22 protein-coding genes are annotated in these 24,759 nt (G+C 70.8%); 11 read left to right on the forward strand and 11 right to left on the reverse strand.

Translation table 11 applies throughout. The features are described 5' to 3' along the window. Window positions 1–62 precede the first annotated feature (62 nt). The 3 genes from ACWEFL_RS28150 to ACWEFL_RS28160 all read left to right on the forward strand — a co-directional run bounded on the left by ACWEFL_RS28150 (window position 63) and on the right by ACWEFL_RS28160 (window position 4,406). A complete protein-coding gene (locus ACWEFL_RS28150; protein WP_451717576.1) occupies window positions 63–1,130 on the forward strand; it encodes an ABC transporter substrate-binding protein in 1,068 nt (355 codons plus the stop codon). 133 nt (window positions 1,131–1,263) lie between these two features. Further along, window positions 1,264–2,919 (forward strand): thiamine pyrophosphate-binding protein, encoded by a 1,656-nt coding sequence (locus tag ACWEFL_RS28155; RefSeq protein ID WP_451717577.1) that lies wholly within the window; start codon window positions 1,264–1,266, stop codon window positions 2,917–2,919. Window positions 2,920–3,005: 86 nt separating this feature from the next. Next, the gene (locus ACWEFL_RS28160; RefSeq protein WP_451717579.1) at window positions 3,006–4,406 is read left to right on the forward strand and encodes an aldehyde dehydrogenase family protein; all 1,401 of its coding nucleotides are present in this window, start codon (window positions 3,006–3,008) and stop codon (window positions 4,404–4,406) included. 64 nt (window positions 4,407–4,470) lie between these two features. Here the strand turns inward: ACWEFL_RS28160 and ACWEFL_RS28165 are convergent, their stop codons facing one another. After that, the gene (locus ACWEFL_RS28165) at window positions 4,471–4,872 is read right to left on the reverse strand and encodes a Rid family hydrolase (RefSeq protein WP_451717581.1); all 402 of its coding nucleotides are present in this window, start codon (window positions 4,870–4,872) and stop codon (window positions 4,471–4,473) included. Window positions 4,873–5,174: 302 nt separating this feature from the next. Between ACWEFL_RS28165 and ACWEFL_RS28170 the strand changes: the two genes are divergently transcribed. The 3 genes from ACWEFL_RS28170 (at window position 5,175) to ACWEFL_RS28180 (ending at window position 9,009) form a co-directional block, all read left to right on the forward strand. Then, complete coding sequence (locus tag ACWEFL_RS28170; RefSeq protein WP_451717582.1) at window positions 5,175–6,686, forward strand: aldehyde dehydrogenase family protein; 1,512 nt, start codon at window positions 5,175–5,177, stop codon at window positions 6,684–6,686. Further along, a complete protein-coding gene (locus ACWEFL_RS28175) occupies window positions 6,683–8,302 on the forward strand; it encodes an AMP-binding protein (protein ID WP_451717584.1) in 1,620 nt (539 codons plus the stop codon). Before ACWEFL_RS28170 ends, ACWEFL_RS28175 begins: the two co-directional genes overlap by 4 nt. A gap of 74 nt (window positions 8,303–8,376) precedes the next feature. Continuing rightward, window positions 8,377–9,009: a TetR/AcrR family transcriptional regulator gene (locus ACWEFL_RS28180; RefSeq protein ID WP_451717586.1), complete on the forward strand. Its 633-nt coding sequence runs from the start codon at window positions 8,377–8,379 to the stop codon at window positions 9,007–9,009. Here the strand turns inward: ACWEFL_RS28180 and ACWEFL_RS28185 are convergent. Together ACWEFL_RS28185 and ACWEFL_RS28190 are read right to left on the reverse strand one after the other, a co-directional pair. After that, window positions 8,978–10,150 (reverse strand): CaiB/BaiF CoA transferase family protein, encoded by a 1,173-nt coding sequence (locus ACWEFL_RS28185; RefSeq protein WP_451717587.1) that lies wholly within the window; start codon window positions 10,148–10,150, stop codon window positions 8,978–8,980. The genes ACWEFL_RS28180 and ACWEFL_RS28185 overlap by 32 nt on opposite strands. Beyond that, complete coding sequence (locus tag ACWEFL_RS28190; protein WP_451717589.1) at window positions 10,147–11,325, reverse strand: thiolase family protein; 1,179 nt, start codon at window positions 11,323–11,325, stop codon at window positions 10,147–10,149. The genes ACWEFL_RS28185 and ACWEFL_RS28190 overlap by 4 nt, the downstream gene beginning before the upstream one ends. Before the next feature lie 106 nt (window positions 11,326–11,431). Here ACWEFL_RS28190 and ACWEFL_RS28195 point away from each other — a divergent pair, with 106 nt between their 5' ends. After that, window positions 11,432–12,169 (forward strand): SDR family NAD(P)-dependent oxidoreductase, encoded by a 738-nt coding sequence (locus ACWEFL_RS28195; RefSeq protein WP_451717591.1) that lies wholly within the window; start codon window positions 11,432–11,434, stop codon window positions 12,167–12,169. Continuing rightward, window positions 12,166–13,329, forward strand: a complete 1,164-nt coding sequence (locus ACWEFL_RS28200) for an acyl-CoA dehydrogenase family protein (protein WP_451717593.1) — start codon at window positions 12,166–12,168, stop codon at window positions 13,327–13,329. The genes ACWEFL_RS28195 and ACWEFL_RS28200 overlap by 4 nt, the downstream gene beginning before the upstream one ends. 77 nt (window positions 13,330–13,406) lie before the next feature. Here ACWEFL_RS28200 and ACWEFL_RS28205 read toward each other — a convergent pair whose 3' ends face one another. Continuing rightward, entirely contained in the window at window positions 13,407–14,474 is a 1,068-nt protein-coding gene (locus ACWEFL_RS28205; RefSeq protein WP_451717594.1) for a polyprenyl synthetase family protein, read from the reverse strand. A 758-nt stretch (window positions 14,475–15,232) separates the two neighbouring features. Here ACWEFL_RS28205 and ACWEFL_RS28210 point away from each other — a divergent pair. After that, window positions 15,233–16,165: an AraC family transcriptional regulator gene (locus ACWEFL_RS28210; RefSeq protein ID WP_451717596.1), complete on the forward strand. Its 933-nt coding sequence runs from the start codon at window positions 15,233–15,235 to the stop codon at window positions 16,163–16,165. A gap of 107 nt (window positions 16,166–16,272) precedes the next feature. On the opposite strand, the gene ACWEFL_RS28215 is transcribed toward ACWEFL_RS28210, so the two are convergent. Next, a complete protein-coding gene (locus tag ACWEFL_RS28215) occupies window positions 16,273–16,644 on the reverse strand; it encodes an SH3 domain-containing protein (protein WP_451717598.1) in 372 nt (123 codons plus the stop codon). Between the two features lie 165 nt (window positions 16,645–16,809). On the opposite strand from ACWEFL_RS28215, the gene ACWEFL_RS28220 reads away from it, so the two are divergent. Next, complete coding sequence (locus tag ACWEFL_RS28220) at window positions 16,810–17,628, forward strand: MerR family transcriptional regulator (protein WP_451717600.1); 819 nt, start codon at window positions 16,810–16,812, stop codon at window positions 17,626–17,628. A gap of 238 nt (window positions 17,629–17,866) precedes the next feature. On the opposite strand, the gene ACWEFL_RS28225 is transcribed toward ACWEFL_RS28220, so the two are convergent. From ACWEFL_RS28225 to mhpD, 6 genes are all read right to left on the reverse strand, one after another. Then, complete coding sequence (locus ACWEFL_RS28225; RefSeq protein ID WP_451717601.1) at window positions 17,867–18,313, reverse strand: hypothetical protein; 447 nt, start codon at window positions 18,311–18,313, stop codon at window positions 17,867–17,869. A 272-nt stretch (window positions 18,314–18,585) separates the two neighbouring features. Further along, window positions 18,586–19,860: an APC family permease gene (locus ACWEFL_RS28230; RefSeq protein WP_451717603.1), complete on the reverse strand. Its 1,275-nt coding sequence runs from the start codon at window positions 19,858–19,860 to the stop codon at window positions 18,586–18,588. Between the two features lie 260 nt (window positions 19,861–20,120). Next, window positions 20,121–20,567 (reverse strand): sel1 repeat family protein, encoded by a 447-nt coding sequence (locus ACWEFL_RS28235; RefSeq protein WP_451717605.1) that lies wholly within the window; start codon window positions 20,565–20,567, stop codon window positions 20,121–20,123. Window positions 20,568–20,856: 289 nt separating this feature from the next. After that, window positions 20,857–21,834, reverse strand: coding sequence for a 4-hydroxy-2-oxovalerate aldolase (gene dmpG / locus ACWEFL_RS28240; protein WP_451717725.1), 978 nt, complete (start codon window positions 21,832–21,834; stop codon window positions 20,857–20,859). A 41-nt stretch (window positions 21,835–21,875) separates the two neighbouring features. Further along, entirely contained in the window at window positions 21,876–22,823 is a 948-nt protein-coding gene (locus ACWEFL_RS28245) for an acetaldehyde dehydrogenase (acetylating) (protein ID WP_451717606.1), read from the reverse strand. Continuing rightward, window positions 22,820–23,620, reverse strand: coding sequence for a 2-keto-4-pentenoate hydratase (mhpD, locus tag ACWEFL_RS28250; RefSeq protein ID WP_451717607.1), 801 nt, complete (start codon window positions 23,618–23,620; stop codon window positions 22,820–22,822). Before mhpD ends, ACWEFL_RS28245 begins: the two co-directional genes overlap by 4 nt. 174 nt (window positions 23,621–23,794) lie before the next feature. Here mhpD and ACWEFL_RS28255 point away from each other — a divergent pair, with 174 nt between their 5' ends. Next, the gene (locus ACWEFL_RS28255) at window positions 23,795–24,511 is read left to right on the forward strand and encodes an IclR family transcriptional regulator (protein ID WP_451717728.1); all 717 of its coding nucleotides are present in this window, start codon (window positions 23,795–23,797) and stop codon (window positions 24,509–24,511) included. Window positions 24,512–24,759: the final 248 nt, after the last annotated feature.

Here is a 24,759-nt window from a genome sequence, read left to right on the forward strand (position 1 = left end):
CGAGGAGTAGCAGCAAGTCCCTAGCACACGCCCGTCAGGGCGTCGAACGAAGTGAGCTCGTCATGAAGCTGAAGAGAATGATGGCGGCCTCCGCCAGCCTTGCGCTGGTGGCCGTGCTGGCCGCATGCGGCGGCGATGGAGGCTCCAGCAGCAGCAGCGGCGGCGGCAAGGGGTCCGTCACCTTCGTCGGTTGGGGCGGCACGGGCCAGAAGGCGCTCACGGAGGCGTGGCTCGAGCCGTTCACCAAGGAGACCGGCATCGAGGTGGTGCAGGACACGCCGTCCTTGAACTCGAAGCTGGAGCAGATGGTGAAGTCCAAGAACGTCATCTGGGACGTCATGGACTACGGCGCCGAGATCGGTCTGGTCAACAACCCGAACCTGGAGAAGATCGACTGTTCGATCGTCCCGTGTGACGACTTCAAGAACGCGCCGTTCAAGGCACTCCCGCAGGGCGTGCCCATGTACATCATCTCGTTCGTCCTCACCTACAACACCAACAAGGTCAAGGAGGCGCCGCGGACACGGGCGGAGGCCATGTTCGACACGAAGAAGTACCCGGGGAAGCGTGCGATCAACGGCATCTCCGGCACCTACATGACGCTCCTCGAGCCCGCACTGCTCGCCGACGGCGTCGCGCAGGAAGACCTCTACCCGCTGGACATCGAGCGGGCCCTGAAGAAGATCGAGACGATCAAGGACGACATCATCGTCTACAAGGAGTCGTCCGAGTGCGTGAACCTGGTCTCCAGCGGTGAGGCGATCTTCGGCGACTGCTACAACGGCCGCGCCAAGAAGGCCAAGGACGAGGGTCTGCCGGTCGACTTCATCTGGTCGCAGCAGACACTTGCCGCCGACTGGGCGATGATCCCGAAGGGCGCGCCCAACAAGGAGAACGCGATGAAGCTCATCGCCTACATGACCGACAAGAAGAACAGCGGGCGGATCAGCGAGCGGTTCGCCTACGCGGGAGCCAACCCACTGACGAAGGCCCCCGCCGGCTTCGAGTCGAACAGCCCTCTCGCGAACATGGGCAAGGGGGAGCACCGCCCGATCTTCGGGGGCCTGGACTGGTGGCCCGACAATCGCAGCAAGGTGATCGAGCGTATGGCCGAGTGGTTCAACAAGTAGGCAATCCCGATCCGGAGGCCGCGGGGTGCATGGACCGCACCCCGCGGTCTTCTTCAGCGTAACCACCATGTACGTCAACGCGCCCGCTGGATTGAGGAACGTGTGCGTTGGCACCAACGAAGAGAGAGAAACCGTGTCCCGTTACCCGACCGGCGGGGAGGCGCTCGCCGAAGCCCTGGCCGAGGCCGGTGTCCGTCACGTCTTCACCATCGCCAGCGTGCACAACCTCCCGATCCTCGACGCGATCCGGCGACGCACGGAGATCGACGTCATCACCATGCGCCACGAGCAGGGAGTCGTGCATGCCGCCGACGGCTACGCGCGGTCCTCGGGAGGTGTCGGGGTGGCGATCGTGTCAACTGGTCCCGGGACGGCCAACGCCATGGGCGGGCTCTTCGAGGCGGTCTCCGCGTGTTCGTCCGTGCTGGTCATCACCGGCCAGAACGAACGCCGGCATGCGACCCGTGGCGCCGGGAGCCTGCACGACGCCCCCCGGCAGACCGAGATGCTGGAGAGCATCACCCGGGGTACCTGGACGCTCGGCCCGTCCGACGACGCCGGTGCCGTCGTGCGGGCCGCGGTCGCGCGGACCCGGACACCGGTGCCGGGACCAGCCGTGATCGAGGTGCCCATCGACGTCCAGTACGGGCCGGTCGCGGCCCCGGCGAAGGACCGGCCCTCGGACCTCTCATCCACGCCGATCAACGGCGACGCGATCGCGCGTGCCGCTGCCGCGCTGCGCGGTGCCTCCACACCACTCGTCATCGCGGGCGGCGGTGTGGTCAGGTCCGGGGCGTCCGGTCGGATCACCGATCTGGCGGAACGGCTGTCGATACCGGTGCTGACCTCGGTCGAGGGCCGGGGGTCGATCCGCGAGGATCACCCGCTCTCACTGGGCAGCACCGCCACGAGCCCGTCGATGCGGGCGCTGCTCGAGGCCGCCGACGTGGTGCTCGCGGTCGGCACGCACTTTCGCGAGCTCTGGACCGGCTCATGGACCATCCCGGTTCCGGGGCGCCTGGTCCATGTGGACATCGATCCCGGCGTGCTCGGTCTGACCTATCCCACCGAGGTGGCCATCGCGGGCGACGCGAGCGATGTGCTCGACGCGCTGATCACCGAACTCCGTCCCGAGGACCCGCCCAGCCGCGCGCCCTGGCTGGAGCAGGCCGCGCGTGCCGCGGAGGAGACCCGCGCGATGCTGCTGGCACGCGTCGGTTCCGACCACGAGGCCATCATGCGGACGATCAGGTCCGTGCTCCCCGACGACGCGCCACTCGTCCGTGACTCGACCGTGCCCGCCTATGCCTGGGGCGACTCCCTCCTGCCCGTCCTGGCTCCGGGGACCTCGATCCGGCCCGTATCGGCCGCGATCGGGCCGGGGCTCCCTCTCGCGATCGGCGCGGCGATCGCCTCGGGCACCCGCGCGGTGGCGATCTGCGGCGATGGTGGCGTCCTCCTCTCCATCGGTGAGCTGGCGGTACTGGCGCAGCGCCAGGTCCCGGTCACCGTCTGCGTCTTCAACGACAGCTGCTTCGGCGTTCTCAAGGGAATCCAGCAGGCGACCTTCGACGGTCCGCCCGCGAACGTCGAACTCAACGCCCCCGATTTCGTCGCCCTCGCCCGGAGCTTCGGCGTGCCGGCGAGCCTGAGCACCTCCGCACGCGAGTTCGAAGAGCAGTTCACGGCTGCCGCGCGGTCGGCCGGTCCGCATCTCATCGAGATAGACATGCACGCGCTGGCACCGATTCGCCTCCCCTACGGGTCGGGGGCACCGGACCAGGTGTGAGGACCCCGGCCGTCAGGCGTCCGTACGGAATGTTGCGTCCCGCGGCAACGCGGGGCGTCCGACCACCAGCAGGGAGAGGCTTTCCTTTGACCACCCCCGCCAACGGGCCCTCGCGGCCCTACCGCAGCGTCGACCCGGCGACCGGCACGGTGACACGTACATTCGAGACCGCGAGCGAGGAGCAGGTGACCCGACTGCTCGCGGACGCCGACGAGGGCTTCCGAGTGTGGCGGGCCACCCCGCTCGCGCACCGTGCCGCCGCGGCCCTTCGGGCGGGCCGCCTCTTCGTGGAGCGGGCGGCGGAACTCGCCGCCCTGGCGACCGCCGAGATGGGCAAGACAACGGCGGAGGGGCGAGCGGAGGCCGAGTTCAGCGGCTCGATCTTCACGTACTACGCGCAGGAGGGTCCCGGACTTCTCGCGGACCACCCGCTGCCCGGCGGCGGGAGCGGACGCACCGTGCTTCAGCGGCGACCCCTGGGAACGATCCTGGGCGTCATGCCGTGGAACTTCCCCTACTACCAGGTGGCGCGGTTCGCCGCGCCCAACCTGGTGCTCGGAAACGCGGTCGTCGTCAAGCACGCGGAGTCGGTGCCCGCGTGCGCGGAGGCGATCGCGGACCTCCTGGCCGATGCCGGCATTCCGCCCGGCGTCTACACGAACGTGTTCGCCTCGCATGCTCAGGTCGAGCGGATGATCGGCGACCACCGGGTCCAGGGCGTCTCGCTGACGGGCTCGGAGCGCGCCGGCGCCGCGGTGGCCGCGATGGCGGGAGCGAACCTGAAGAAGTGTGTGCTGGAGCTGGGTGGCTCCGACCCGTACATCGTGCTGGACAGCGCGGATGTGCCGGCCTCCGTCGATCACGCCTGGCGCACCCGGATGTACAACAACGGCCAGGCGTGCAACTCCAACAAGCGCATCGTCGTCATGGACGGGATCTACGACGAGTTCGTCGAGCGTCTCGTGCGGCGCGTGAACTCCATGACGGCGGGCGGCCCTTCGCCGGACGGCGCCGTCGGGTACCCGCCGATGGCCTCGCGCGAGGCGGCCGAGGCGCTCGCCGCCCAGGTCGCCGACGCCGTTGCCCATGGGGCGACGCTGCATGTCGGCGGCGAACTCGCGCCGGCCCCGACCGCCTGGTTCTCACCGGCCGTACTCACCGACGTCAAGCCCGGTACGCGCGCCTACGAGCAGGAGTTGTTCGGGCCGGTGCTGGTCGTGTACCGGGTGCACAGCGAGGAGGAGGCCGTCGCGCTCGCGAACGACTCCGTGTACGGGCTCGGCGCGACCGTCTTCAGCACCGAGCCGGACCGGGCCGCCCGGGTCGCCGACCGCCTCGAGGTCGGTATGACCAGTGTGAACGGGGCCGACCCGGGCGGCGCGGCTGTGCCGTTCGGAGGCGTCAAGCGCTCCGGCTTCGGGCGCGAGCTGGGCGTCCTCGGGCTGGACGAGTTCGCCAACAAACGGATCGTCACGAGCATCGGCTGACGCCCGGCCTCAGACGCCGGGTGTCAGCCTCGGCCGGACGCGCCGGGCGCGCCGGGCGGGACCGTCAGGCCCGGTCAGGCCCACCTGTCACGATCGCGTCGACATCGATCTCGACGAGCATCTGAGGGTCCACGAGACTGGCGGCGACACCGGTGGCAACCGGGAAGATCCCGCCGAACACCTCGCCGTGTGCCCGTGCGTACTCGCCGAGCATGGCGGCGTCCGCGACGTATGCGCGGGTGCGCACCACGTCCGTGAGCTCGGCGCCGAGTTCACGGAGGGTGGCCTCGATCTTCTCGAACGCGAGGATCGATTGCGCGTAGACGTCGCCAGGGGCGTGGATGTCGCCGTTCGGCAGTACCGCCGCGGTCCCCGCGACGTAGACGTGGTCGCCGACCCGGCGTCCTCGGGCGTAGCCGCCGGCGGTCTCGTAGGCGCTGTCGGTCCGGTACGTCTGGTTGATCATCGGTTCCTCCATCGATTCACGGACCCACTGGTCCGATTTCGCGATATCACGCGTCGCATGACATCTAGTACTCAAAATTTCTCGCACTTACGACGCTGACGCACAGAATGATGCCGCTCTGTCGACATTGTCAATCAAATCAGCGATCTCCGTTGAAGCGTCATCCACTCGGGTGCCTCCGTCAAGATGACGAGGCTTTTCGCGAGTCTTGGCAAATATTCCGCCCCGTGGTACACAATTATCAGAATCCATCGAACCGATTCATGCTTCAAGTGCAAATCTGTCAGAATTGGGTGATTCGTATGGCTATCCAGACCTCCGAGGCACGAGCGGATCTCCGCCCCGACGTCGTGGGCTTCCTCGACCGCGTCGGCCCGATGCTCATCGACGGCGAGTGGGTGAAGAGCGTCGACGGCGGGACCATCGACTCGATCGATCCCCGGTCCGGCCAGGTGATCGCGACCTTGAGCGCCGGCGGCGCCCAGGACGTCGACCGCGCCGTCGCGGCCGCGCGCCGTGCCCTCACGAGCCCGGCATGGGCGCGGACGACCGGCGAGCAGCGCGGCCGGCTGCTGTGGAAACTCGCCGACGCGATCGAAGCGCACGCCGATGAGTTCGCCCAACTCGAGGCGATCGACCAGGGCAAGCCCCAGCTCGCCGCACTCGCCGTGGACGTGCCGCTGGCCGCCGGCCAGCTGCGCTTCATGGCCGGCCTCGCCGACAAGATCGAGGGCAAGACGGTCGAGGCGAACGTCCCGTACGCGCCCGACGCCCGCTACCACACGTACACGCGTCGCGAGCCCGTCGGCGTCGCCGGCCTCATCATCCCCTGGAACTTCCCGCTCAACATGGCGGCCTGGAAGCTCGCTCCCTCGCTCGCCGCCGGATGCACGGTCGTGCTCAAGCCCGCCGAGCAGACTCCTCTCTCGGCGCTGCGCCTCGCCGAGCTGATCGTCGAGGTCGGCTTCCCGCCGGGCGTCGTGAACGTCGTGCCGGGTCTCGGTGAGACCGCGGGCGCGGCGCTCGCCGCCCACCCGGACGTCGACAAGATCGCCTTCACCGGGTCCACCGAGGTGGGCCGCAAGCTCACCGAGGTCGTCGGCGGCAACCTCAAGAAGCTCTCGCTGGAGCTGGGCGGCAAGTCGCCGAACATCATCTTCGCCGACGCGGACATCGACGCGGCGGTCGCGGGTGCCGCGAACGGCATCTTCTTCAACAAGGGCGAGGTGTGCAGCGCGGGATCCCGCGTCTACGTCGAGCGGTCGGTGCACGCCGAGGTCGTCCGGCGCTTGAGCGAGATCGCCACCTCGATGCCGGTCGGCGACCCGCTCGACGAGGCCACGGCGATCGGTCCGCTCGTCTCGAAGGAGCAGCTCGACCGGGTGACGACGATGGTCGACGCCGGTGTCCGCGAGGGCGCGAGCGCCGCCAGTTCCCCGCTCGACGGAGTCGGCGATGGCTACTACTACCCGCCGACGGTGCTCTCCGACGTGCGCCAGGACATGGCGGTCGTGCAGGAGGAGATCTTCGGCCCCGTCGTGGTCGTCCTGCCCTTCGACGACGAGTCCGAACTCGTCGGGCTCGCCAACGACTCCGCCTACGGGCTCGCGGCGGGCATCTGGACGAAGGACATCACGCGGGCGCACCGCGTGGCGGGCCTGATCGAGGCCGGGACCGTGTGGATCAACTGCTACAACACCTTCAGCGCCGGAATGCCGTTCGGCGGCTACAAGCAGTCGGGTTGGGGTCGCGAGCAGGGCGCCGAGGCGATGGACCTCTACCTGGAGACCAAGACCGTCTGCGTTCAACTGTGAGCCTCGAAAGCGACGCGGCCCGGGCGACCTGGGAGGCGATCGAGGGCGCGCTTTCGGTCGATCCCTCGGTGGGCTTCAACACGGCGGTCGAGGCGTGCGGCCGCCACGCCGACGATCCCGGGCGCGTCGCTTTCGTGGTGGCGCACCCCGATCGCGAGGACGAGGTCTGGACCTACGCCCGCCTCGAAGACGCGGCCTCCCGTGCGGCCCGCGTCTTCGAGGGGATGGGGCTGCGCCGCGGCGACCGGGTCGCCGGCCTGCTGTCGCGGCAGGCGGAATCGTGGGTCACCGCGCTCGCGGCGTGGCGGTCCGGCCTCGTGTACGTGCCGCTCTTCGGCGGGTTCGCGCCCGACGGGATCGGGTGGCGCATCGAGCAGTCGCGGGCGGGGGCCGTCGTGGTCGACCACGCGTACCTCGACGCCTTCCGCGCCGCGGCGCGGACGCTGAACTCCGGCCTCCATGTCCTGGTCGTGACTCCTCCGGGAGCACGTCCGGGCATGGCGGAGCAGTCCTTCTGGGACGCCGTCGACAGCGCGACCCCGGACGGGCCGCAGGCGCACACGACCCTGGGCGACCCGGCGACCCTGCTCTTCACGAGCGGGACGTCGGGGACCCCGAAGGCGTGCCTGATGCCCCATGCCGCGCTGCTGAGCATCATGCCGTACGCCAAGCACGTGCTCGGTCTGCGCGCCGGCGAGCTGCTCTTCTCGACGTCGGACCCGGCGTGGGCCTACGGGCTGTACACCACCGGGCTCGCGCCGATGGCACTCGGCGTCCGGCGGCTCGTCTACTCCGGTCCGTTCTCGCCGGAGGCGTGGTGGGACCTCATGCACCGGCACCGCGTGGACGCGCTCAGCACGGCGCCCGCCGCCATCCGGCGGCTGAGCTCGGTCATGGACTCGGCGGGCGTGCCCGCGACGCTGCGGACGGTCGCGACGTCCGGGGAACAGCTCGCCGCGTCCGTGGCCATCGAGTGGAAGGACGGCGGTGGCCCGCCGATCCTCGACGCCTACGGGCTTTCCGAGGTCGGCATGGTGCTCGGCGACCTGACGGACCCCGCGGCCACCTCGCCCGCGGGCCGGCTCGCCGGACCCATGCCCGGCTTCGACGCGATGATCGTCGACCGCGACGGGCGGGAGTTGCCGCCCGGCGTGGAGGGACTGGTCGGCGTGCGGCGGCCGCGGCACCAGATGTCGAGCACGTACGAGAACGTCCCGGAGGCATGGGCCGCCCGGTGGCGGGGCGACGTGTTCGTGACCGAGGATCGCGCCGTCATCGACGGCAACGGCCACTGGCGGATCCTGGGGCGTGACGACGACATGATCATCGCGTCCGGACACAACATCAGTCCGGGTGAGGTCGAGAGTGCCGTGCTGCGGCATCCCGCCGTCGCCGAGGCGGCCGTCGTCGCGGCCGAGCTCCCTGGTCGCGGCATCGTGGTGCGCGCGGTGGTCGTGCTCGTGCCACAGGCATCCGTCCCCGACGGCTTCGACGGCGAGCTGCGGCGCCTGGTCACCGAGCACGTGGGCCGGTACGCGACACCGAAGGTGGTCGACATCGTCGACGCGCTGCCGCGCACCGCCGTCGGCAAGCTGCGCCGAGGCGCCCTGCGCTGAGGTCTAGGTCTAGGCTGGGTACGGACGCGCCGTCACCACGCGCGTCCGTACCCGGCAGCGAGAGGACTCCCCTGATGACGACCGTCGACGACAGCCCTCGCAGCCCGGGCCGTCCGCGGTCGATCGAGGGTGACCCGTCCGAGTCCACCCGTGAGCGCGTGCTACGGGTGGCGACCGAACTCTTCGCTCGACAGGGCTACCACGAGACGGGCGTCGCCGAGCTCGGGGAGGCCGCGAATCTGCGGCGCGGTGCGCTCTACTACCACATCGGGTCCAAGGAGGCCCTGCTCTTCGAGCTCTCCAAGCGGCACGTCGAGGAGGCACTGACGCGTGGCCGTCTCGTCCTCGAATCGCCGCAGGACTCGGCCGCGAAGCTTCGCTCGTTCGTCCATGAGCACGTCGCCGTCGTCACGGCCCGCCGGGCCGAGGTCGTGGTCGTCCTGCGCGAGATGCGTCACCTCACCGGAACGCGGGCCGATGACCTGTCGGCGCTGCGGCGCAGCTACGAGCACCTCCTGGAGCAGATCCTCCAGGAGGGTGCCGCGGACGGGCGGTTCGCCGTCGTCGCCCCGTTCCAGGTCAAGGCGATCCTCGGCATGCTCAACTCGGTGCATCTGTGGTTCTCCTCCGACTCCGAAGCCGAGCGAGAACGCGTTTCCGACGGCCTCGCCGACCTCATCCTGACCGGGGTCGCTCCCCAGGGTTGAGCAGGTCGCGCGCGCGTTGCCTGAGCGCCTCGCCGTGCTCGTCCGAGCGGGGCGGCCGGCGCGGAGTCGCGAGCGGCGTACCGCTGAAACGCGGGGCGGGGCGGGGCTGGACGACGCCGTCGACGGTGAGGAACGTTCCGCGCGCCCGGTTGTGCGGGTGCTGCGCCGCCTCACCGGGTGTCAGCACCGGGTGGACGCAGGCGTCGGAGTCGCGGAACACCTCCTCCCACTCCGCCAGCGAGCGGGTGCGGACGATCGCCGCGACCTGCTCGGCCTTCGCGACCCACTGGGTGGGGTCGCGGTGCGCCGCGACCCAGTCCGCGTCGGCGGGGACGCCGAGACCTTCGAGGAAGGCCCGGTAGAACTGCGGTTCGATGGCGCCCACATTCAGGTGTCTGCCGTCGGCCGTCTCGTAGACCCGGTAGAAGTGCGCGCCTCCGTCGAGCAGGTTCGACTCCCGCTCCTCGTGCCACTGCCCGTCGGCGCGCAGTGCGTGCAGCTGCGTGGCGAGCGAGGCCGTGCCGTCGATGATCGCGGCGTCGACGACCTGTCCCTGACCCGTATTGCGCGCGTGCAGCAGGGCCGAGACGATGCCGAGCGCGAGGAGCATCCCGCCCCCGCCGAAGTCGCCGACGACGTTGAGGGGTACGACGGGAGCCGCGGCCGGCCCGATCGGGTGCAGCAGGCCGGCGAGGCCGACGTAGTTGATGTCGTGTCCGGGCAGGTGTGCGAACGGCCCGTCCTGTCCCCAGCCCGTCATCCGGCCGTAGACGAGCGCGGGGTTGGCGGCGAGGCATACGTCGGGCCCCAGGCCGAGCCGCTCGGCGACGCCGGGTCGGAATCCCTCGATCAGCGCGTCGGCGTCGCGGATGAGCGCCAGGGCGTCGGCGACGTCGGTGGGGTCCTTGAGGTCGAGTTCGATGGATGCCTTGCCACGGTTGAGCAGGTCCTTCTCGGGGGCGAGCGGGTTGCCCGCCTGCCCGCCGGGCCGGTCGACGCGGATGACCTCCGCGCCCAGGTCGGCGAGGAGCATGGCTCCGTAGGGCGCGGGGCCGAGGCCGGCGAGCTCGATCACGGTGACGCCGGCGAGGGGGCCGCTGCCGTTCGGCGCGGGAACCTCGGGCTCGGTCTTGTGGTTCATGCGCTCACCCGCTCGATGATCGTGGCGTTCGCCATGCCGCCCGCTTCGCACATCGTCTGCAGCCCGAAGGTCAGGTCCTGGTCCTCAAGAGTGTGCAGCAAGGTCGTCATCAGCCGGGCACCGGAGGCGCCGAGCGGATGGCCGAGCGCGATCGCGCCACCGCGGGGATTGACGCGGTCGGGGTCGATCCCGAGCGACCGCCGCCAGAGCAGCGGCACGACCGCGAACGCCTCGTTCACCTCGAAGGAATCGATGTCGGAAGGTGCCAGCGCGGCGCGCCGCAGGGCGGCATGGGTGGCCGGGACGACGGCGTCGAGCATCGTCACGGGGTTGTCGCCGACGACCGCGAACGAGCGGAAAGCGGCGCGCGGCCGGCAGCCGAGCCGCTCCGCAGCCGCCCGCGACATCAGCAGCACCGCCGCCGCGCCGTCGCTGAGCGGTGAGGAGTTGCCCGCGGTCACCGACCAGTCCAGACCACCGAAGCGCCGGTCGGCCTCGTCCTCGACGAAGACGGGGGCGAGTTGCGCCATGCCGTCCGGGTTCGACTTGTCGCGGACGGTCTCGTCGCGAGCGGGTCCCGAGCCGACGACGACCTCGCGGTCGAACCCGCCGGAGGCCCAGGTCGCGGCGGCTCGGCGATGCGACTCGACGGCGAGCCCGTCGAGTTCCGCTCGGGTGAAGCCGTGGTCGCGGATGAGAAGCTCGGCGGCGATGCCCTGCGGGACGAGTCCGGGAGCGAACCGCTTCTGTACGCGCGGGCCGTAGGGGTCGAGTCCGCGGTACTGGCTGAACATCGGGACGCGGCTCATCATCTCGACGCCGCACGCGATCGCGACGTCGTAGCTGCCCGCGGCGATTCCCTGGGCCGCGAAGTGGATCGCCTGCTGGCTGCTGCCGCACTGGCGGTCGACGGTCGTGCCCGGCACATGCTGCGGGAAGTCCGCCGCCAGCACCGCGCTGCGCGCGACGTTGCCCGCCTGTTCGGTGCCCTGGGTCACGCAGCCGGCGATCACGTCGTCCACGACTCCGGGATCGATGCCGGCGCGGTCCACCACCTCGGTCAGCACGGTGGCGAGGAGGTCGACGGGGTGCTCGTGCGACCAGGCACCGCCCGGCTTGCCGCGCCCCGACGTCGTACGGACCGCCTCGACGATCACTGGTTCGGAGTCGTTCATGAACCCACCCCTTGAAATGTACCGACTGGTCTGTACATAATGAATTACTTCGGTCGCAGCGTCAAGGCGGCCGTTGCCTCGGACCAGCGCGATGAGAGGGAAGGCCATGGACGGTTCCGATGCTGGTCGCGTGGTGCTGGTGACGGGTGGCTCGCGCGGCATCGGTGCCGCGATCGTGGACCTCCTGGCCACCCGTGGCGTGCGGGTCGGCTGCAGCTACCGCTCCTCGCGTCACGAGGCCGAGCGCCTCGCGGCTCGCCACCCCGGCCGCGTCCTGCCCGTTCACTACGAACTGGGCGACGCCGACTCCGCGGCCGGGGCCGTTTCGGCTCTCGTCGGCGAGTTCGGCCGGCTCGACGGCCTGGTGGCGAACGCCGGCGTCTGGAACGGCGGACGGCTGGACGCGATGGACGAGGCGGAGTGGGCCCGCGTCGCGAGCGTGAACGTGCTCGGCGTCGCCCAGGTCTGTCGCGCGGCTCTGCCGCATCTCGTCGTTCGGCGCGGGTCGAGCATCACCGTCGTGACCTCGGTGGTCGGGCTGATCGGCGGCGCGGGCGACACCGCCTACGCGTCCGGCAAGGCCGGGCTCATCGGCTTCTGCCGCTCCCTCGCCAAGGAGTCGGCGCGGGCCGGCGTCCGCGTGAACGCGCTCGCACCGGGGTTCGTCGAGACCGACATGACGGCTCAGGTCTCCGGCAGCGCCCGCGACGCCATCGGCAAGCAGATTCTCCTCAGGCGCTTCGGGACTCCCGAGGAGATCGCCCGGGCCGCGGTCTTCCTCAGCGAGGACGCGACGTACTGCACAGGAACAACTCTCACGGTGGATGGTGGATGGTCGACATGACAGTCAACAAAGGCATGGATCAGGCGGAGTACCTGGCCGCGCGGGAGCGGATCTTCGCCGCGATCTGGGACGAACTCGACCCGCTCGAAAAGGAGATCGAGGACACCGAGCACCTGCCGCTCGACCGCATCATGCCGATCCTGCGCTCGGTCGGGGCGTTCGGACTCATCGTGCCCCGTGAGTACGGTGGGCTCGGCATGTCGATGACGCAGTATCTGCCGGTCATCGCCGAGTTCGCGAAGATCCACGGCGGCATCCGGTGTCTCGTGCACGTGCACAACTCCTTTGCCCACGCGTTGTCGGAGATCGGCGACGACGATCAGCGCAACACCGTGTTGCCGGGCGCCAGCACCGGTGAACGCTCGATCGCGTTCGCACTCACCGAGCCCGGCTTCGGCACCGGCGCGGACCTCGGTTCGAAAGCGGAGCGCGCCACGGGCGGCTACGTCGTCAACGGTCGCAAACACCTCATCACCAACTCCCAGATCGCGACGGAGTTCATCCTGTTCGCGAAGACCGGGCCCCGGGAGGTCACCGCGTTCCTGGTTCCCAAGGACTCCGCCGGCCTATCCGTCACGCCGATGCCGGAGACGATGGGGTGCAAGGGCGGCGAGCACGGCGTCGTCGACCTCGTGGACGTGCACGTGCCGGAGAGCGCCGTGATCGGCGAGGTCGGCGGGGGCGTCGAGGCGCTCGAGGCAGCGCTGGAGATCAGCCGGGTGTTCATCGCGGCGTCGTCGCTCGGCACCTCCCAGCGGGCGCTCGAACTCTCGCTCGCGCACGCGAAGTCCCGCGTGACGTTCGGCAAGCGGCTCGAGGAGCGGCAGGCGGTCCAGCGCTACCTCGCCGAAATGGCCATCGATGTCCAGGCGCTCGGCTTGATGCTGGCCGACGCGGCGCGCAAGGCCGACCGGGGAGAGCGGATCCCGGCCGAGGCGAGCATGGTGAAGATGTTCGGCCTCGACGCGGTCGGCCGTGTGACGGACCGGGCGCTGCTCGTCCACGGCGGCATCGGCTACACCCGCTCGCTACCCATCGAGCGGCTCTACCGCGACGCCCGTCTCAACTGGCTCGAGGAGGGTACGCCGACGATCCAGTACATGGTCACGGCGAAGGAGCTCATCAACGGCTACCGCTCGACGGATCCCTTCGTCTCGTAAGTGAGGTCATCGGCCGGTTGCCGCGCAATCGGCCGATGTGCCGTCCCTGTGCCGCGTCGCGGCCGGTCCACGCGCCGTCAGGCGGCCTTCCCGGCGGCGGACTGCGCGATGTCCATCAGCATCGCGATCGCCCGGTCGGAGAAGTGACGGGAGTTCAGCGCGCGCAGGACCTGCGCGTACCGTTGGCGGGCCAGGCGCTCGACGGCTTGCCGCGCACCGGTGTCCGTGAGGGCGGCGAGTATCTCCGCCGCTCCCGCCTCGTCGAGCCGAGGGTCGCCCGCGAGCCTGCGCAGTTGTTCCCGCCGGGCCGGGTCACACGCGCGCAGCGCGTGCGCGACCAGGGACTTTCCCTTCCCCGCGCGCAGGGCTTCGAGTCTCGTCCTCCCGGTCGTCCGGGGGTTGCCGTAGACCCCGAGGAGGTCGTCGCAGAGCCGGAAGGCGTCCCCCAGGGGGAGCGCGACATCACTGCAGGCCGACAGTACGGCGGGGCCCGCGCCGGCCAGGGAGGCGCCGATCTGGAGCGGGCGCTCGATACCGTACTTCCCCGTTCGGTACCGGCTCGTCCTCAGAACGGCGTCGATGTCGTCCACCGGGTTTCCGGCGGAACGGAAGTCCAGATACTGGCCGACCACGGCCTCGGAGCGCATCCGGCTGATCAGCGGCTGTGTCGCGGCGCGCTGGGTGGGAGTGAGCGGTGCCGTCTCCAGGAGTTCACCGGACCAGAGGGAGGCCAGATCTCCGAGGAGGACGGCCGTACCGAGACCCTCGCGCTTCCCGGCGCGCCCGTCCCGTCCTTCCGTGGGCATCCGGTGGACCGCCGGACGGCCGCGTCTGGTGTCGTTGCCGTCCATGACGTCCTGGTGGATCAGCGTGGACGTGTGGAACAGTTCCAGCGAAGCCGCGACGCGCACCACGGAGTCGGTGAACTCCCCTCCCCCGCCCATCACCCAGCCGGCCAGAACGAGCCTGGGGCGTACCCGCTTTCCGCCGCGCATGAAGGAGCGCAGTGAGTCCACGAGGTGTACCGGTCCGGCCTCCGGGATCTCCTCGCTCTTCTCCGCCAGGAAGTCGTCCGTCAGCGATTCCATGGACGCGAGGGCGTTCGCGATGTCAGCGGCTGCGGCGGTCGCCTCGGATGGGCTCATAGGTCTCCTCGGTCTCCTCCGCCTCGGCGGACAGGGCGTCCCCGAGGTGACGGTCAAAGGCTCGCTGCGGCACGGATCGCGCGGCGGCCACTCCCCGGAGCACAGCCGCCCGATCCGCACCGCACCGGGTCCCGCCGCCGGTGGCCGGGCGGGCACCGGCGTCCTCCGACCTCGCGGATCACCCCCGTGGCGTGATCCGGTCCGCGGCCGACGGCACCGGCGGTGCGACGCGCCGACCGCGCGGAACCCCCCTCACCGTAGGGCGGGTCGACGGCCGCGTCCTTACCACCGCACGCCCTCCGCCCTTGTGAATCCGCGACAGCCACCGCGTCCGAGCACCGGGCGGAACCGGAGTGCGTCGGTCCGGGGCAGAGGGCGCCCTCCCTGCCGACGACGACGTGAAACGCGGGATGGGCCGACGAGTCGGAGCAGCGAGACCGCAAAGGGACACGACCACCGCTGTGTACGGCCGGGGCTGACACTCCCACGCGCCGACGACCGCGCCGGACCGCGTCCGAACTGGGTTTACGGATGCGGGGAACTCACCGGTCCCGCGGGTACCGGGCGGTACCCGCCCCCATCCGCAAGGTGCGCAGAATGCTCTGGCGTGGCGAGGCGGGCGACAGTACCTTGAGCCGCGTCAGACGCCCGCGGCCTCCGGCGTCCGCGGGGCACGGACGCCGACGGGCGCGGACCACCGAACGGGGCCGCGGCACAGGAGGTGAACAGCGATCAGGACAGTCTTCGAGGGGGCGAGAATGCCGACCCGGGACCGGTTCGAGTGCTGGCGGGCGGCGGTATGCGCCAGTCACGCCCCCCTGGACATCTGGACCGACGACGCGGGTGACTACCGGGCCACGCACCGTCTGCTGGACCTCGGCCCGGTGACCATATCGGAGTTCGACAGCCCGCCGATCAAGTCGCGCCGCACACCCCGGCACATCCGCCAGTGCGACCCCGAGCTGTACTTCCTCGCCGTCGTCCTGACCGGAGCCGCCGCGCTCGACATGGGCAGACACCAGGGCAGCGGGGAGGCGGGGGACCTTCTGCTGTACAGCATGTCCCACGCCCACCGGGGGCAGTTGGGGCCGGGGACGCAGACCACCATGGTGGAGGTCATGTTCCCCAGGGCGGCCATCTGGCAGGCGAGCGAGGTGGACGGACTCCTCGCCACCCCCCTGCCCGCGCGCACCGGACTCGGGGCCCTGCTGGCCGATCTGTTGGTCCGGCTGACCAAGGATCCCGCACTCCACTCCCCGTCGGCTGCCCCCTACCTGGGGCGGGCGGTCCTCGACCTGACGACGGCCTTCCTCACTCATCTCAGCAGGCCCAACACACCGCCCGAAGCCCATCCGGAGGCACTGGCCCTGGCGGTGAGGGCGTTCATCCGCCGCCGTCTCGGCGATCCCAACCTCACACCCACGGTGATCGCCGCGGCTCATCATGTGTCCTTACGGACGCTGCAGCGCTGCTTCGAGCCGTACGGCACCACCGTGAGCGCCGTCATCCGGGAAGCCCGTCTCGACAAGGCCCGGCACGATCTGGCCGATCCCGGGCTGGCCGCGACGCCGATCCACGCCATCGCCACCGCCTGGGGGTTCAAACGGGCCTCGGAGTTCTCACGGGTGTTCCGGAGCCGCTACGGGCAGCCGCCGAGCGAGTACCGGTCGTCGGCGCTCTCCGGACGATGAGCCCTCGTGCGCACAACGGCCCGCCGGGACCAGGAGGTCACGGCGGGCCACCGCGGTGCCGGGGGCACCGCCCGCCCAGCGGGGGCGGCTTCCGGGCCGGACCGGTGTCAACACCGGACGTTGGAACCCCAATTGTTCAGATGGCCGTCGTACACCCAGCCGGTGATGTCCGTGCCGGTGATCCGGACATGGGTCCAGCCGTTGCCCGACTCGTTCATGACGGAGCAGTGGTACTGGAGCACTTGGAAGACGTTGAGAGTCTCCTTCACGAGGCAGTAGCCGTGTGGCCCTATGTGGAGGGGAGATGACGATGTCACATGCCCCGCACTGGAATCACGGTTCGACCACTGGTGGTTGAGACACCCCCGCGCGCCCGAGGTGCCCGCCTGCGCGGGGGTCGCGGCCGTCATCAGGCCCGCGGTGGCGACCAGTGGCAGTACCGCGGCCAGCGCACGCGTCCGAGTCCGAGTCCTTCGCATAGTTCTCCCTTTTCCGATTTTCCGAAGATCGAGTTCCGAGAGTCGGTTCCGTGCTCTCCGGGCAAGGGCGGCACCAGCCGGCGATATCCCCGGTCGCCGCCCTGCGCGGCGGTTCATACGTTAGGAACTCCCCCACGCTGGAGGTTCAAGAGGATGCCCCGAGATGTGACGCAGACCACTCCGCGGGAGGGGTGGAGCATCGGCGCACTGGCGGCACGTGCGGGGCTTCCGGTGAAGACGGTTCGGTACTACTCCGGGATCGGCCTGCTGCCGGTGGCCGGACGCAGTCCGGGGGGCCACCGGCGCTACGCGCCGGACGCCCTCGCACGGCTCCGGACGATCCAGTGGCTACGCGCTCTCGACCTGCGGATCGCGGTCGTCTCCACGGTGCTCAGCGGCGAGGTCACCCTTGATGAAGTCGCGGTACGGGAACAGGGCCGGATCCGGGAGGCGGTGTGCGAACTGGCGTGGCGCGACGCGGTCTGGCAGGCCCTGCGCGAGTCCACCGGAGGCGAGCGCCGACGCCGGATGGCACTGCTGGCCCGGGTGCGACGGCCGCACGAGGCCCATGACGAACTGGCCCGTTCCCTGCGCCAGCGGCTGTGCCCGTCCTTGCCGGGCCGGTTGGCCGACCTCATCGTCTCGCGCGCCGCGCCGCCGCCGCCCGCCAGGCCGTCCGCCCGCGCGGTCCTGGCCTACGGTGAACTCCACGCCCTCGCCGTACGGTTACCGCGGTGGATCCCGCCCACTGCGGCGGAGGCACCGGATCCGGAGCGCCCCGACAGGGCCCCGGGGGCGGGCGGTACGCCGTCCGCCTCCGCCGCTCCCCGTACTGAGGGCTCGGTGTGCGGTTACCCCGTCGAGGAGGCTGTCACGCCACTTCCCATGGACATCCCGCTTGTGCTCTCCCGCTGCTACTGGGAGCGGGTCGCCACCGTCACGGGCTGCGACGCGACGTCTCCATCGGTGAACCCGCCCCGCTGACACACGCCTGCGTCGACGTGGGCGGCTCTCGGGTGAACGCTTGCCGGTCGGCTGACGGACGGGTGCGCCGGAGTGTGCGGCGGCGGTGGGACAACGGGCGCGATGTGTCGCCGCGTACGTCGGTCCTGCGTCTCCGACCGGCCGTCGACTTCCGCCTCGGAGACGTAGTCCGCATCCATGACTCGCCGCACCAGGGCAGCAGCCTCCGCCCTGCTCATCCGCCTCCGACTCATCCCGCCTACAGGGCCCACCAGCAGTACAGGCGTCGAGATCCGGAGCCGGCACGGCCTGCCAGTCCGGACAGCAGGACCAACACCTCACGAGCGGTGTCGGCGGTGAACCCGTACGCCTGCATCTCATCCGTCTCGGCCCACGCGCCGGCCGCCCCGGCGAGATCGTCGTGCGCGGCGGACGCCAGGGCCTCCTGCAGGGTGTCGGACACGCTGAGGACGAACGCGCTCTCGTGATCGGGAGACGAGAGGAGCCGGCCGGCACGAGGACGCCCGGATGCCTCGACATAGGTGCAGCCGGTGAGGATCGCTTCGAGGGAGGCCATCGTGACGACCGGATCAACCCCCTTGAGGGAAACCACGTCGAACCCTGAAGTGTCCGGTCCGCCAAGCTGGTCGAGAACGCGGACGGCTGCATCGTCATCGGATGCCGAGAAGTATTCACACAGTGGCATGCCAACCATCCTTGCACTCTGCACTGACAGCCATCGCGCTGCCGGTGCCACTGGCCGCCGGCGAGGTCGAGTTCCGAGTACGCGGCCCCGCCCGGGGTCTCGGTGACGTGGGTGCGGCCCTCGCCCTCGACGGCGGCCCTCGCCCTCGACGACGGACCACGGAACGATGTCGTCGCGCGGCGTCTTCGGGCCATCCGGCGTCACCTCGATGACTCCCCTCGTCTACGCCGTGCGGTCAGCTTGTCGGCGCCGTGCGGTCGGCCGGGATGTGCCTACCCCTGCCGGGCGGTCGCACGGCGTATGCCGTAGGCGACGGCGCCGACGAGGAGTACGGCGGCTCCGGTGATCACGGAGGGCAGCGGGAGGGCGAAGGCCAGGACGAGGCAGCCTGCCAGGCCGATGGCGGGGATGATCCGGGCCGGGCGGCCCTCGGCGGGGCTCAGGGTCCATGCGGCGGCGTTCGCGATGGCGTAGTAGGCGAGGACGCCGAACGAGGAGAAGCCGATCGCCCCGCGCACGTCCGAGGTAGCGGCCACTGTGGCGACGACGGCGCCGACGAGGAGTTCGGCCCGGTGGGGGACCTTGGACTTCGGGTGTACGGCAGCGAGGGCGTGGGGCAGATGGTGGTCGCGGGCCATGGCCAGGGTGGTACGGGAGACGCCGAGGATGAGCGCGAGCAGGGAGCCGAGGGCCGCGACCGCGGCACCGATGCGTACGACGGGGACGAGCCAGTCCGCGTCGGCCGCACCCGCGGCCTCTGTCAGGGGCGCCTGGGCAGTGGCGAGACCGCTCGGGCCGAGGACCAGAAGGACCGAGACGGCGACGGCGGCGTAGACGACGAGGGTGATGCCTAGCGCGATCGGGATGGCCCGGGGGATGGTACGGGCCGGGTCTCGCACCTCTTCGCCGAGGGTGGCGATCCGGGCGTAGCCGGCGAACGCGAAGAACAGCAGGCCCGCCGCCTGCAGGACACCGCCCGCGGTCGCGTCCGCGCCGATGTCCAAGCGGGTCGTGTCCACGGCGCCGGAGGTGAGGGAGGCGACCACGACGGCGGCCAGCACCGTGAGGACGAGGGCCACGATGACGCGGGTCAGCAGGGCGGACTTCCGCACGCCCGCGTAGTTGACCGCGGTCAGGGCCACCACGGCGGCGACGGCGAACGTGTGGGCCTGGTCGGGCCGGATGTAGGAGCCGACGGTCAGGGCCATGGCGGCGCAGGAGGCGGTCTTGCCCACGACGAACGCCCAGCCGGCGAGGTAGCCCCAGAACTCGCCCAGCCGCTCCCGTCCGTAGACGTAGGTGCCGCCGGAAGCCGGGTAGAGGGCGGCGAGGCGGGCGGAGGAGGTGGCGTTGCAGTAGGCGACGACGGCGGCGAGGGCGAGACCGAGCAGGAGACCGGAGCCGGCCGCGCGTGCGGCCGGTGCCAGGGAGGCGAAGATCCCGGCGCCGATCATCGATCCCAGCCCGATCAGCACCGCGTCCGGCACCCCCAGGCGCCGCTGAAGTTCGTCCGGCACCCCGGGTGAGGGCGAGGGTGTGCTGCTCAAGTCCGTCTCTCCTTGCGGGCCGCGCTCAGGCACATGTCGCGTGGTCCGCGCGCCAGTACGGTCGGCACGATAAGGGATCGAACTGAACTCCCGGCGAACCGTGCCGGGCAGTGCGGCCGTTTGTCCGTGGCCGGGAGCGGGAGGGTACGCGGGGTGGCGGACCGTGCCCCGGCAGCGCCCGCCAGGGGTGGCACCCGTGCGCCCAGGCCGGCGCGGCGCTCCTGCCCGCACCCGGTCGGATCGTTCGGTGCCGCCGCCCGCTACAGCGGATTGTCCCCGTTCCGGTTGAACAGGTCCCCCGGCTTGAACATCTGCCGGGCCACCACATGTCCGTTCCCCGCCGCCATGCGGAACCACGGTTCCGACGGGGGGAGGCCGTCGCGCTCCTCCACCAGGCGCCCCATCTCCCACATCGACTCGACGTCGCCCGCGTCGGCGGCCCGGCGCAGCAGCCGCTCCGCCTCATCCGGTTCGCCGCGGATCTTGGCCATCATGCCCAGGACCCGTAGGGCGTTGAGGTCGCCCGCCTCCGCGGCGGCGGCCAGGGCCTCCGGGCTCATACGCCGCCTGGCCAGAACGATTCCCCGGACGGCCAGAACGACGCCGAGGGCCCACAGGACCCAGCTCAGCCGTGTGACGAGGCCGTTGTCCATCGTCACCCCGACGACGGTCAGCACGCCGGCGAGGAGCAGTACGAGTACTGTCACCCATCCCCCAGGGGTACGCGATACCGGTACAGGCGTCAGCAGGATAGAGGCCGCCCCCGCCCCGCGTAAGGGGACGCCATCCCGAAGGCCCTCGGCATCGGCCGCGACGCCGGGGTCTGCCGGGCCGGCGTTCCGGGCGGGCCGGCCGTCAGGGCGGACGGCATGCCTCGCAGCCGTGGCCGTCGATCGCTTCCGCCAGGTCGCGAGCCGCCGCCCGTACCGCGGGATTCCCGTCCCCGATCAGTACGCCCTCTTCGGGGCCCTGTACGGCTCCGGAAGAGGAAGCGGGTCACGAGTCCTGGGCGGATCGCCGTGCGAGGTCCAGCGCGATGTCCGTGATCATGTCTTCCTGACCGCCGACCATCTTGCGTCGTCCGACCTCCACGAGGATCGAGCGAGTGTCGAGTCCGTACCGCTCGGCGGCGAGTTCGGCGTGTCGCAGGAAGCTGGAGTACACGCCCGCGTATCCGAGGGTGAGTGTCTCGCGGTCGACGCGCACTTCGCGGTCCTGTAGGGGACGTACCAGGTCGTCGGCGGCGTCCATCAGCGGGAACAGGTCGCAGCCGTGCTTCCATCCGTGGATGTCCGCCACGGCGATGAACGCCTCCAGCGGGCAGTTCCCGGCGCCCGCGCCCTGCCCGGCGAGGGACGCGTCGACGCGGATCGCGCCGCTTTCCACGGCCACCACGCTGTTCGCGACGCCGAGGGCGAGGTTGTGATGGGCATGGATGCCCATCTGTGTCTCGGGGGCGAGGACGTCTCGGTAGGCCCGAAAGCGTGCGCGGACGTCGTCCATGGTCAGGCGCCCGCCCGAGTCCGTGACGTACACGCAGGTGGCGCCGTACGACTCCATCAGCTTGGCCTGGCGGGCGAGGTCGGCCGGTTCCGCCATGTGGGACATCATCAGGAAGCCGGCGACGTCCATGCCGAGTTCGCGGGCGGCCGCGATGTGCTGGGCGGAGATGTCGGCCTCGGTGCAGTGGGTCGCGATCCGCACCGAGCGGATGCCGAGCCGGTGTGCCTGCTCGAGGTCGCGCACCGTCCCGATGCCGGGCAGGAGCAGTGTGGTGGGGATCGCCTGCCGCGCGGCGTCGGTGACGGCCTCGATCCATTCCCAGTCGGTGTGGGCGCCGACGCCGTAGGTGAGGGACGAGCCGGAGAGGCCGTCGCCGTGTGCGATCTCGATCGCGGCGACGCCCGCCGCGTCCAGTGCGGAGGCGATGGAGCGGGCCTGTTCGACGGAGTAGCGGTGCCGGACCGCGTGCATGCCGTCCCGCAGGGTCACGTCCTGGATGTAGAGATCGCTGGTCACTTGGACGGCACCTCCTGCTTGTGGTGGGCGGCGATGCGCTCGGCGGTGCGCAGCGCGGCGGAGGTCATGATGTCGAGGTTGCCGGCGTAGGCGGGCAGGTAGTGGGCGGCGCCCTCCACTTCCAGGAAGGCGGAGACCTTCCAGGCCGTGCCGTCGCGCTCGCTCGCCGGGAGGAGGCCGCGCTGGGGGTCGTCGGCCGGCACCCGGTCGAACTGGACCTCCTGCTTGAGCCGGTAGCCCGGTACGTACTGCTGGACGGTGCGCTCCATGGCGAGGACGGCCTCGCGCACCCGGTCGGTGTCGCAGTCGGAGACGAGGCAGTACACGGTGTCACGCATGATCAGCGGCGGTTCGGCGGGGTTGAGGACGATGATGGCCTTGCCGCGTGCCGCGCCGCCGACCTTCTCGATGGCGGAGGAGGTGGTCTCGGTGAACTCGTCGATGTTGGCGCGGGTGCCGGGGCCCGCGGAGCGGGAGGAGATCGACGCGACGATCTCCCCGTAGTGGACGGCGGTGACGGAGCTGACGGCGGCCACGATCGGAATGGTGGCCTGGCCTCCGCAGGTGACCATGTTCACGTTGTGCGAGGAGAGGTGTTCGTCGCCGTTGACCGGGGGGACCACGTAGGGGCCGATGGCCGCCGGTGTGAGGTCGATCAGTGTGCGGCCCAGCGGGCGGATGACCTCCTCGTGGCGCTGGTGGGCGCCGGCCGAGGTCGCGTCGAAGACGATCTCGACGTCCGCGAACTCGGGCATGCGTACGAGCCCGTCGATCCCCTCGTGCGTGGTGGGGACCTTGAGACGCCGGGCGCGTGCCATGCCGTCGGACTCGGGGTCGATACCGGCCATCGCGACGATCCGCAGGGTTTCCGACAGCCGTAGCACCTTGATCATGAGGTCGGTGCCGATGTTGCCGGAGCCGATGACGGCGACTTTGGTGGTCACTGGGCAGCTCCTTCGGGGGCGAAACGGACGCGGACGGAGCCGAGTCCCGAGATTCGGGCCTCGAACCGGTCCCCGGGAGCGGCCGGGACCATCGGCCCCAGAGCCCCGGTGAGGATCACATCGCCTGCCTTCAGCGAGTCGCCCATCTCGGCCAGAGCGCCGGCCAGCCACACCGCGGCGTTGAGGGGGCCGTCCAGGCAGTCGGCGCCGGTGCCCGAGGAGACCTTCTCGTCACCGCGCAGCAGCGTCATGGTCACCTGTCGCAGGTCGATGCCGGTGAGCGGGACGGGGGTGCCGCCGAGTACGAAGAGTCCGCTGGAGGCGTTGTCGGCGACGGTGTCGGTGAAGGTGATGTCCCAGTCGGCGATCCGGCTGTCGACGATCTCCAGGGCGGGCAGGGCGAAGTCGGTGGCGCGGATGATGTCGGCGACATGAGGCTCCGCCATGTCGAGGTCGGCGCCGAGCACCAGCGCCACTTCCGCCTCCACCTTCGGCTGCAGCAGCCGGCCGACGGGGATGCTGCCGCCGTCCGGTACGGCCATGTCCGACAGCAGGGCGCCGAAGTCGGGCCGGTCCACGCCCAGCTGAGCCTGTACGGCGGGTGACGTCAGCCCGATCTTGCGCCCGACGACCCGGCGTCCGTCGGCCAGTTTCCGTTCCACATTGAGTCGCTGCACCGCGTACGCCGCGCTGACGTCATGGGCGGGGAGCCGGTCGCGCACCGGCGGCACCGGTTTGCCGGTCTGTTCGGCCCGTGCCAGCAGGTCGGCGGCCTCGCGGACCGCGGGGGAGTTCATGGCGGACGACCTCCGGGATGGGTCGGGACAGGAGTGGGTGGTTCGATGAGGCAGGTATAGACGGTGGGCCACCGGGAACCAAGGAACGTTCCGCCACACGGAACATATGGGCCTGGACCAGCCCTTCCGTGGCAGGCTGGAGTCGTGACAGGCAACGACTCGGTGCAGGGCAGCATGCTCGACAGGGCGGTGTGGCTGCTGGACTGCTTCCGCCCCGAGGGCGGCAGGCGACGTCTGTCCGAGCTGGCCGCCGGCACCGGACTGGCCAAGAGCACCGTGCACCGGCTCGCCGCCGACCTGGTGCGCCTCGGGCTGCTGGAGCGTGTCGGGCAGGAGTACCAGCTCGGCGGTCTGCTCTTCGATCTCGGCGGTCTGGTGCCGCGCCGCCAGGAGCTGCGTGAGACGGCGCTGCCGTTCCTTCAAGACTTGTTCGAGGCAACGCGGGAGACGGTCCACCTCGGCATCCGGGAGGACCGGTCGGTGGTCTATCTGGAGCGCATCCACGGCCATGAGAAGCTGCCCCTGCCTTCCAGGGTGGGTGGCGCCCTGCCCCTCAGCTGCACCGGTGTGGGGAAGGCGCTGCTCGCGTTCTCCCCTCGTCAGGCGAGCGAGGAGGTGCTTGCCGGCCCGCTGCCCCGTCTCACCCCTCACTCGGTGACCGATCCGGTCCGTCTGCGCGTGTTGCTGGACCAGGCCCGGCTGGCGGGCCTGGCCTACGAGGAGCAGGAGGCGGTGGTCGGGGTGAACTGCGTGGCGTCCCCCGTCTTCGCCGCGGACGGCACGGTGGTCGCCGCCGTCTCGGTGGCCGTTCCCGTGGCTCGCTGGTATCCGGCCCAGCTCGGCACCGCGGTGCGCACAGCGGCGCTGGGCCTGACCCGGGCGCTTCGCTGACGGCGTCGCGGCACCGCCCGCCTCGCGGGGTCCTCGGCGGGACTGCACCGGAGGAGATCGGCGTCCGCGCGTCACCGCGCTGCGACCGGATCCAGGTCGGCGCCTCCCGCGACGCCGGAGGCCGGTTCCGCTCGACGGTGCCGCCCCTGCGCGTCAGCTCGGGATCAGGTCCCGCGGAATCCGAGGGGCCACGACCGCCGAGTCCGGGTGCGGCCCCTCCGGGCGCTCCATGCCCACGGAAGTGACCC

It is taken from the genome of Streptomyces sp. NPDC004838 (assembly GCF_053600955.1).